Origin of the sequence: Aeromonas sp. QDB18 (assembly GCF_027705325.1) — a bacterium.
In the GTDB taxonomy this organism is placed as follows: Bacteria; Pseudomonadota; Gammaproteobacteria; order Enterobacterales; family Aeromonadaceae; genus Aeromonas; species Aeromonas caviae.
The window spans coordinates 1-8,884 of sequence record NZ_JAPDBQ010000163.1 but is presented as its reverse complement, the minus strand read 5'-3'; the positions used below and the strand labels follow the sequence as shown (position 1 = coordinate 8,884).

7 protein-coding genes and 1 tRNA gene are annotated in these 8,884 nt (G+C 64.1%); 3 read left to right on the top strand and 5 right to left on the bottom strand.

The features are described from left to right. A tRNA-Asn gene (locus tag OKC30_RS18265) sits at positions 1-76 on the top strand. A 64-nt stretch (positions 77-140) separates the two neighbouring features. Here the strand turns inward: OKC30_RS18265 and OKC30_RS18260 are convergent. Further along, on the bottom strand, positions 141-362 hold the full coding sequence (locus tag OKC30_RS18260) for a hypothetical protein (protein ID WP_010675494.1): 222 nt from the start codon (positions 360-362) through the stop codon (positions 141-143). 155 nt (positions 363-517) lie between these two features. Beyond that, positions 518-652, bottom strand: coding sequence for a hypothetical protein (locus OKC30_RS18255; protein ID WP_080560565.1), 135 nt, complete (start codon positions 650-652; stop codon positions 518-520). 236 nt (positions 653-888) lie between these two features. Between OKC30_RS18255 and OKC30_RS18250 the strand changes: the two genes are divergently transcribed. After that, the gene (locus OKC30_RS18250) at positions 889-2,166 is read left to right on the top strand and encodes an alpha/beta hydrolase (protein ID WP_160838377.1); all 1,278 of its coding nucleotides are present in this window, start codon (positions 889-891) and stop codon (positions 2,164-2,166) included. 97 nt (positions 2,167-2,263) lie between these two features. Next, positions 2,264-5,824 carry an ATP-binding cassette domain-containing protein gene (locus tag OKC30_RS18245; RefSeq protein ID WP_160838375.1) on the top strand — a complete coding sequence of 1,187 codons (3,561 nt, stop codon included), beginning with the start codon at positions 2,264-2,266 and terminating at the stop codon, positions 5,822-5,824. 55 nt (positions 5,825-5,879) lie between these two features. Here the strand turns inward: OKC30_RS18245 and OKC30_RS18240 are convergent, their stop codons facing one another. From OKC30_RS18240 to glsB, 3 genes are all read right to left on the bottom strand, one after another. Next, a complete protein-coding gene (locus tag OKC30_RS18240) occupies positions 5,880-6,089 on the bottom strand; it encodes a YgdI/YgdR family lipoprotein (protein WP_160838373.1) in 210 nt (69 codons plus the stop codon). Positions 6,090-6,506: 417 nt separating this feature from the next. Further along, entirely contained in the window at positions 6,507-7,790 is a 1,284-nt protein-coding gene (locus OKC30_RS18235; RefSeq protein ID WP_420359769.1) for a sulfurtransferase, read from the bottom strand. A gap of 38 nt (positions 7,791-7,828) precedes the next feature. Beyond that, positions 7,829-8,749, bottom strand: coding sequence for a glutaminase B (gene glsB / locus OKC30_RS18230; protein WP_010675499.1), 921 nt, complete (start codon positions 8,747-8,749; stop codon positions 7,829-7,831). Positions 8,750-8,884 lie beyond the last annotated feature (135 nt).

Sequence of the window (8,884 nt, the reverse complement as noted above, 5' to 3'; positions counted from 1 at the left end):
TCCTCCTTAGTTCAGTCGGTAGAACGGCGGACTGTTAATCCGTATGTCACTGGTTCAAGTCCAGTAGGAGGAGCCAAATTCGAAAGGCCCGCTCAGATGAGCGGGCCTTTTTGCATCTGTCATTTACTCACATGCCGGGGCTAGTAGTGGTTTTCGTCCCCATGCCATACGTGTCCGGCCGAGCAGGCCCGGGCGACTTCGTGGCAAGGGTCGTCCGCATGGCGGCGGAAGAAGTGCTGATCCTGTTGCAGCAGGAGCGAACTCATCGAGTGGCTCATGCCAGCCAGTGCCTCGCCGGCGGTCAATCCTGCAACCCGGTGATCTGTGGCCAAATGAGCCAGGACTTTTTCACGACTGTTCATGATCGCCTCCCTCTGTGGATCCGGTCGTAAATTGACCATAGCAGCCGTACTCTGCATACCGCAAACCCGCGTCAGCAAAGGGCTACAGGCAGGTCCCGACCTTCTGCTCCGGCATGAAAAAACCCGCTCATGACAAGCGGGTCTGTTTCACTCAGCTAACCGCCGTTGCAGGCCGCCAGCAACAGAGTGGCACCACAGGTGGCGCTGAACACCAGCAAACCCACCTGCAGCACCCCCTCCGGATCCCTCTGTGTGCGTCTCTTGCGAACACGTATCCATCTCGGCTTCATCGAGCCAACTCCATCCAGTTTCCTGCACCCGGGGTGCTGACCTATCCCTGCCCGTCCCGGCAGGCGGCTCATCTTTGTCCAGTTGCAGCCCGCCGTCAACCGCGGCGAAACCACACCTTGTACGGCACCGACCTCAGACTCCATCTCTGTTAACAATCTGGAAAACTGGCGTGACCCGCTCCTGCGCCAGGGCTATGATGAGGCCGACGATTTTCCTACCCTCAGGGAGACCCCAGATGAGCAGCCCCTTGCACTATGTGCTGGATGGCATCCATTGCGAGCCACACTTTTTTACCGTGCCCCTCGACCACCAGCATCCCGACGAGGAGGCGACCCTCACCCTGTTTGGCCGCACCCTCTGCCGCAAGGACAAGCTGGATGATGACCTGCCCTGGCTGCTCTATCTGCAGGGGGGCCCGGGGTTTGGCGCACCTCGCCCGACCGCCGATGGCGGCTGGATCAAGCGGGCCCTGCAGGAGTTTCGGGTGCTGCTGCTCGATCAGCGCGGCACCGGCCACTCCACCCCCATCAGTGCTGACGCCCTGGCGGGGATGACCCCAAGTGAGCAGGCGGACTACCTCGGCCATTTTCGCGCCGACAGCATAGTGCGCGACGCCGAGTACGTTCGCGAGGTGCTGAGCCCGGGGCGCCCCTGGAGCCTGCTCGGCCAGAGTTTCGGTGGCTTTTGCAGCCTCACCTACCTCTCGTTGTTCCCGCGGAGCCTGCACGAGGTCTACCTCACCGGCGGGGTGGCACCCATCGTGCGCAGTGCGGATGAGGTCTACCGCGCCACCTACCAGCGGGTGGCGGACAAGAACCGCGCCTTCTTCACCCGCTTCCCCCATGCCCAGGCCCTGGCCAACCGGCTGGCCAACCACCTGCACCACCACGACGTGCGCCTGCCCAACGGCCAGCGCCTGACGGTGGAGCAGTTGCAGCAGCAGGGGCTGGATCTGGGGGCCAGCGGCGCCTTCGAGGCACTTTACTACCTGCTGGAAGACGCCTTCATCGGCGAACGCCTCAACCCCGCCTTCCTCTATCAGGTGCAGGCCATGCAGCCGTTCAACACCAACCCGGTGTTCGCCATCCTGCACGAGCTCATCTATTGCGAAGGGAGTGCCAGCAACTGGGCGGCCGAGCGGGTGAGAAGGGAGTTTCCTGCCCTGGCCTGGGCGCCCGGCAAAGATTTCGCCTTCACCGGCGAGATGATCTTCCCCTGGATGTTCGAGCAGTTCCGCGAGCTCATTCCCCTGAAGGAGGCCGCCCACCTGCTGGCCCAGAAAGCGGACTGGGGCCCCCTCTACGATCCGGCGCAGCTGGCCCGCAACACTGTGCCGGTGGCCTGCGCCGTCTATGCCGAGGACATGTTCGTGGAGTTTGACTTCAGCCGCGACACCCTGAAGGGGCTTGGCAACAGCCGCGCCTGGATCACCAACGAGTACGAACACAACGGCCTGCGGGTCGATGGCGAGCGGATCCTGGACCGTCTCATCCGCATGAACCGGGATCGCTGATCCCGCCGGGCGCACGCCCGCAGCAAGACAACAAGTTCGAGGGCGGCCCATGAGCCGCCCCGCCCATGGAAGCAACACAAAACAACAAGGACACCCATTGGATCATCCGGAAATCTCGGCCGGCTGGCTGAGTCGCCTCTTCTATCGCTGGACCGGCCCGCTGCTGCGCAAGGGGCTGACCCAGCCCCAGGTCAGTCTCGACGATCTCTATCCCCTGCTGCCGGAAGACAGGCGCGACGGCCGCGCCGACGCCTTCCTCGCGCTCACTGCCCGCCAGCCGGTGCGCCCCTGGCCCCTGACCGCCTTTATCTGGCGCCATTACAAGGGACGGATTGGCCTGCTCACCCTGCTGCAACTGCTCGGCATGCTCGCCACCCTGACCAGCCCCTGGCTGCTCAACCACAGCATGACCCAGCTCGGCACCGATGCCACCACCGGCCACAAGCTGCTGCTGGCCCTGGCCCTGTTCGCCTCCGTGCTCGCCGCCGGCATGCTGGCGGAGCACTCCCTGCAACTGGCCCTCAAGATGCACGTGCCCATCCGCCGTCTGCTGGCCGAATCCCTGCTCGCCAAGGTGATGAAGCAGGGTGGCAAGAGCTTCGACGACAGGGCCGGCGGCCGGGTTCAGAACCTCATCAACCGGGACGTGTGGGATATCACTTGGATCCTGGCTGACCCCGCCATGCCGGTCACCATGGCGCTGCAACTCATCGGCACCATCGCCCTGCTGGTGTGGCAGGTGGGCAGTGCCGGTCTGGTGGGCTTCGCGGTGCTGGCCTTGCTGCTGCTCATCTCCACCCGGGTGGTACGGCGCATGAACCAGCAGGAGCAGCAGCTCAAGCGTCAACAGGACGAGCGCAACGGCATCCTGGCGGAATACATCAAGAAGCTGCGGCTGGTGCGCCAGAACGGGCTTGGCCCCTTCTTCACCCGGGCGGCCAACACCAAGCGCCAGCAGGAGCTGGGGGTCCTGGGCCGGGTGCTCAGGCTCGATGCCATCAACGAAGGGCTGATGCTGAGCACTCCCCTGCTGGTGACCCTGGCCACCTTCACCACCTACCTGGCGTCGGGCAACACCCTCACCCTGCCCCAGGTGTTCACCACCATCGCCCTGTTTACCGTGCTGCGCATTCCCATGATGCGACTGCCCTACCTCATCCGCACCCTGATCAACTTCAACACCGGCTTCAACCGGCTGTGCGAGTTCCTGAACAGCCCGGAGCAGCACCGGGAACTCGATGATCCCGCCCTGCCGGCGGGGGCCCTCCACCTGGAAGGCGTCAGTGCCCTGCACCAGCAAAAACCGGTGCTCGAGGGAGCCAACCTCGCCATCGCACCGGGGGAGCTCGTGGGGATCACCGGGGCCACCGGGGCGGGCAAGAGCTGCCTGCTGCATCTGGTTGCCGGCTTTGACAGCGAGTTTGCCGGCAGCATCCGTCGCCACGGCCGGGTTGCCCATCTGGGCCACAAGCCCTGGCTGATGAACGACACCATCCGCAACAACATCCTGTTCGGCCAGCCTTGGCACGCTGAGCGCTATCGTTGGGTGCTCGGCGCCTGCGCCCTCACGGCCGATCTCGCGCTGCTCAGCCACGGGGATCAAACCCTGGTGGGCGAGCTCGGCACCCGCCTCTCCGGCGGCCAGCAGCAGCGGGTCGCCCTGGCTCGCGCCCTCTACGCCCGGGCCGATATCCTGCTGCTGGACAACCCCTTGTCTGCGCTCGACCCCATGGTCGCGGCCCAGGTACTGGAGCAGGGGCTCGCCTTCAAGCCGGGGCCGACCCGGCTCCTGGTGAGCCACGACCCGGATGTGCTGGCCAGGTGCGATCGGGTGATCCGCATCGAGCAGGGGCGCCTGGTGGAGCTCGATGCCCACCAGTTGGCGGATCTTGTCCAGCATCCCCAGCCCGCCCCGCCGGTGCCCCCTCAGGAGGCGGAGCAGTTCAGCGAGGAGAAAGTGGTGGAGGGCAAGGTGGACTGGGGACTGTTTAGCTTCATGTGGCAGCGCCTCGCCGCCCCCGGTGCCATCCTGCTCGTCCTGCTGCTCACCCTGGGCCAGGAGGGGCTGCGCATCGCCTCGGATCTCTGGCTCGGCGGCAAGGCCGAGGTGAGCGACGTCACGACCCTGCTCGGCATCTATGTGCTGCTGGGGGCGGGCTCCCTCGCCTGCATCATGGCGGTGCGAGTCATCAACTACAAACTCGGCCTCAAGCTGGCCTGGACCCTGTTTGACGGCATGCTGGGGCGCATCAGCCGCGCCCCCATGGCCTTCTTCGACAAGGTGCCCCAGGGGCGCATCCTCAACCGCTTCGACCGGGATCTGGGGGAGGCGCAGGAGATGCTGCTCTCCATGCTGGTGGGACTGTTCGGCATGCTGGTGTCCGTGGCCTTGCAGGTGGTGGTGATCGGCATCAATATTCCCCTGCTGCTGCTCATCGCCCCCCTGGTGGGATGGGCGCTCTATGTGTTGCAGCGCCGCTACCGGGCGGTGCAACTCAAGCTGCGGCGCCAGTCCTCGGTGCTGCGCTCCCCGCTCTACATCAGCATCAGCGAGACCATCCGCGGCGCCCCCGCCCTGCGCCTGGCCGGGGCCGAGCGTTTCGCGCTGGACCAGGTGCTGCACCACTATGACAACAACCTGCGCAGCTGGTACACCACCACCTCCATCAACCGCTGGCTCGGCATGCACCAGACCCTGCTCTCCGCCGCCCTGGTGGGGGCCGTGGCACTCATGGTGGCCTTTGGCAACAGCCCGCTGCTGGGGGCCGTGGCCATCACCTATGCCTTTACCGCTTCCGCCATGCTCAACTCCCTCATCCGCACCTTTGCCGAAGTGGAACAGGTGATGAACGCGGTAGAGCGGGTGCGCGAATACAGCGAAATAGAGAGCGAACGCCAGGAGGGAGAGGCCCTCGCCACCCCTCACCCCGCAGTGCGCTTCGACAACCTGGGGCTGCGCTACCCCCAGACCAGCCAGTGGGCGCTGCACAAGGTGAACTTCGAACTGGCCCCAGGTGAAAAGGTGGGTGTGTGCGGGCGTACCGGGGCAGGCAAAAGCTCCCTGCTGGGGGTATTGCAGGCCATGTATCCCGCCTCCCAGGGGGAGATCTTCTACGGCAATCAGCCACTGTCACGACTTGCACCGGAGGCGGTGCGTGATCTCTACGACACCGTCTCCCAGATCCCGCTCACCTTCTTCGGTAGTCTGCGTGCCAACCTGGCGCCCCTGACCGAGCATGAGGACGCCATGCTTGAGCAGGCGCTTGCCCGGGTGGGCCTCGCCGAGCGCTGCGCCGGGCGGCTGGATGAGGATCTCGACAGGCTGCAACTCTCCGCCGGCGAGACCCAGTTGCTGGTGATCGCCCGCATCCTGCTGTCGCGCCGACCGCTCATCGTGCTGGACGAGGCCACCTCGGACCTCGATCACGGCGGCATGCGCAAGATGGCGGAGCTGCTCTACCGCTACCGGCCGGAGGCCAGCTATCTGGTGATCGCCCACCATCTGGAGCCGCTCTTGTCGGTGGACAAGGTGGTGGTGATGGAGGCCGGCACCGTGGTGGAGCAGGGTTCGCCGGTGAGCCTGCTGGCCAACTCCCACTCCCGCTTCCACCAGCTGTTTGCCGGCCAGGTCAACCGTCAAGTACCCCAGACGGCATGAGCGCCAAAAATAACAAGGGCTGCCCGCGGGCAGCCCTTGTTGCTTGAGGAGAGCCTCAACGCTCCATGATCTGGGTGATGTCGTCCTTGTTGATATGCACCTCCCGCCCCTCTTCATCGTAATAGCGATACATGCCTGTGGTCTCGTCCAACCTGGGTTTGCTGTCGGTGGCAATCATCTTGCCATCCTTGGTGCTCATGATGTATTGGGAGCTGCACGCCACCAGTCCCAGGGCACACACCAGGATCATCGTCAGTCGTTTCATCGCTCGCCTCTTCTCCCTCTGGCATCCTCAGGACGAGGATGTTTCTTGAAGCCTAGCTCAGGCGCCTTCCCCCGAATGAGTGCCGCCAGAATATGAGAACAGCGAGGCTGAACAGCGAATTGACAGTGGGATATGCCAGGATGCACCAATGAAAAAGGCCGGACATGGGTCCAATGCTGTTCACTTAAGAGAATTTGAGTTCCAGTCCACGTAGTATCAGGACAAAAAAGCGAGGGAGGCATGATGCCTCCCTCTTTCTATTGCAAGCCCCGCTGGATAAAGGCTGGAGGAAGATCGACTGGACACAGCCTTGCCCCCTCAACTCAAATCCAATTTATGAATAATCAGTCAAAAAAGTGCTTATCTGAACAGCATTGCGGACATGGGTCCGGCCTCTGGTTTCCATCGGTGCAAACATCACTCGGCAGGCTTGCGCTCGCCGGTGACGGTGGGGTTGGCCGGATCCATGCTCCACTCGAACCAGCCGCCGTCGTAGACGCTGATCCGCTTCCAGTCCATCAACCAGGCGTAGAAGAACGCCTCGGAGGCGCGCCAGCCGGTGCCGCAGTAGAAAGCGGCCTGCTGGGTCGGCTCGATATTCCACTCATCCCACATGGCGAGGATCTCGCGGGCGGGCTTCATGGTGCCGTCCGGGTTGTGGAAGTCGCTCATGCTGTTGGCATCCACCCCGCCATGACCCCATCTGGCCCCGGGAATGTCCCCCTTGGGCTTGATGTAGCTGTAGCCCGAGGTATTGCCCACGAACTCGTCCCAGGTGCGCACGCTGACCAGGGCGCCGTCCGGCTGCTTGAGCAGAGCCTTGGCCTGGTCAAGGGTGGTGTAGAACTCGGGACGGGCGGGGATGGCCACGCCAAACTCCCTGGCCGGTTTGAAGGTATTGGCCAGACCGGTCTCGGTGCGCAGATGCTGCACAAACCAGGCCTCCAGCCCGCCATCCAGCAGCCGCACATCCTCGACCCCCGCATACATCATCAGATGGGCCGCACGGGCCGCCGCCATGGTGTTGCGGCCATAGAGGATGACGGTGGTGTCATGACGAATGCCGTTCTCCAGCAGCAGCGCCTTGAGCGCCTCGTCAGAGACCTTGTTCCACAGCGGCTCCCCTTCCAGCCGGTTGGTGTCGATGTAGCCGGCTCCCGGAATGTGGCTCAGCAGATAGGCCTTGGGGGATCCCCAGTCCACCTCGAACACCTTCCACTCCCCCTTGGGGGCGGCGATGACCGGTTTGCCTGCCTGCAAGTCCGCCAGCCAGAGCGGATGGACCAGCTGCTGCCAGCGTGCCAGATGCTCCCGGGGCGCCTCTTTCCATCCCTGCAGCTCGAACAGCTGCTTGATGCCCTGCTGGCGCAGCAGACGGGCCACCTCGGCCACCTCGCGAGGGGTGCCATAGAGGGCGACGGGTTTGTCGGCCTTCAGCCCCTTGCTCGCAAGCGCCACAGGCCACTCCTCGTCACTGTATTTCCATTCTGCGGAGAGCAGCTCGGCACCGGCCACATGGCCCCCCTGCTTCTCCCCGTCCATGGGCCAGCCCTGATAGAAATAGCTCGGGCGGGTATCCAGGATCACCGCCTCCTTCCCCTTGGCATCCGCCAGGGAGAGCGGGGGCAGCTCGGCGGCCAGCGCGGGCCAGGCACACCAGAGCAGCAAGGCGGTCAGGCAGCTTCGCCACAGTCCAGTCATTCGTTTCATGATGTCGTCTCGATGCATAGTGAAGAGAGTTAAAAAATGGAGCGGCCCAGGCGCTCGGCCAGCAGCTCCAGCGCCGCCGTCCCGGCCAGGGAGTTGCCCGCCTTGTTGAGCTCGGGTGACCAGACGCAGATGGAAAGCTCTCCCGGGATCAGCGCCATGATGCCGCCCCCCACCCCGGATTTCCCCGGCATGCCGACCCGGTAGGCAAAGTCGCCCGCCTCGTCATAGAGGCCGCAGGTGGCGAGCAGGGCATTGACCTGCTTGGTGGTCCGGGCCGGCAGCAGGGGCGTGCTCTCGCCAAGAGGGACACCCCGGTTGGCCAGATAGACGAAGGCTCGTGCCAGATCGACGCAGCTCATGCGGATGGCGCAGGCATTGAAGTAGCTCTGCAATACCTTGTCCACCTCGTTCTCGAAGTTGCCATAGGCCTTCATCAGATAGGCGATGGCGGCATTGCGGGCGGAGTGCTGGTACTCGGAGCGCGCCACCACCTGATCCGCCATGATGGCCGGGTTGCCGCACAGGCGGCGCACCAGCTCCAGAGTGCGTTGGCGAGGAGCGGTGAGCCGGGTTTCCAGCAGATCGCTCACCACCAGGGCACCGGCGTTGATGAAGGGGTTGCGGGGAATGCCCTGCTCGAACTCCAGCTGGACGAGGGAGTTGAACGGCTGACCGGAGGGCTCCTTGCCCACCCGGGCCCAGATCTCCTCCTCCTGATAGAGGGTCAAGGCCAGCGTGAGGCTCAGGGCCTTGGAGATACTCTGGATGGAGAAGGGCTCGAAAGCGTCACCTGCGGTGAACAGTTCCCCTTCAACGGTACAGACCGCGATCCCCAGCCGGTCGGCAGGCACCTGGGCCAGGGCGGGAATGTAATCGGCCACCTTCCCCTGCCCGAGCAGCGGACGCACCTCTTCCAGGATGCCGGCCAGTAATTCGGATGACAACACCATTGGCTATTCCATGACGTGAAACGAGGCGGGGCCAGCCCACCGACAAAAATCCCGCCGGCGGCGCAATGCTGTTCACTTAAGAGAATTTGAGTTCCAGTCCACGTAGTATCAGGGCTAAAAAATGAGGGAGGCATG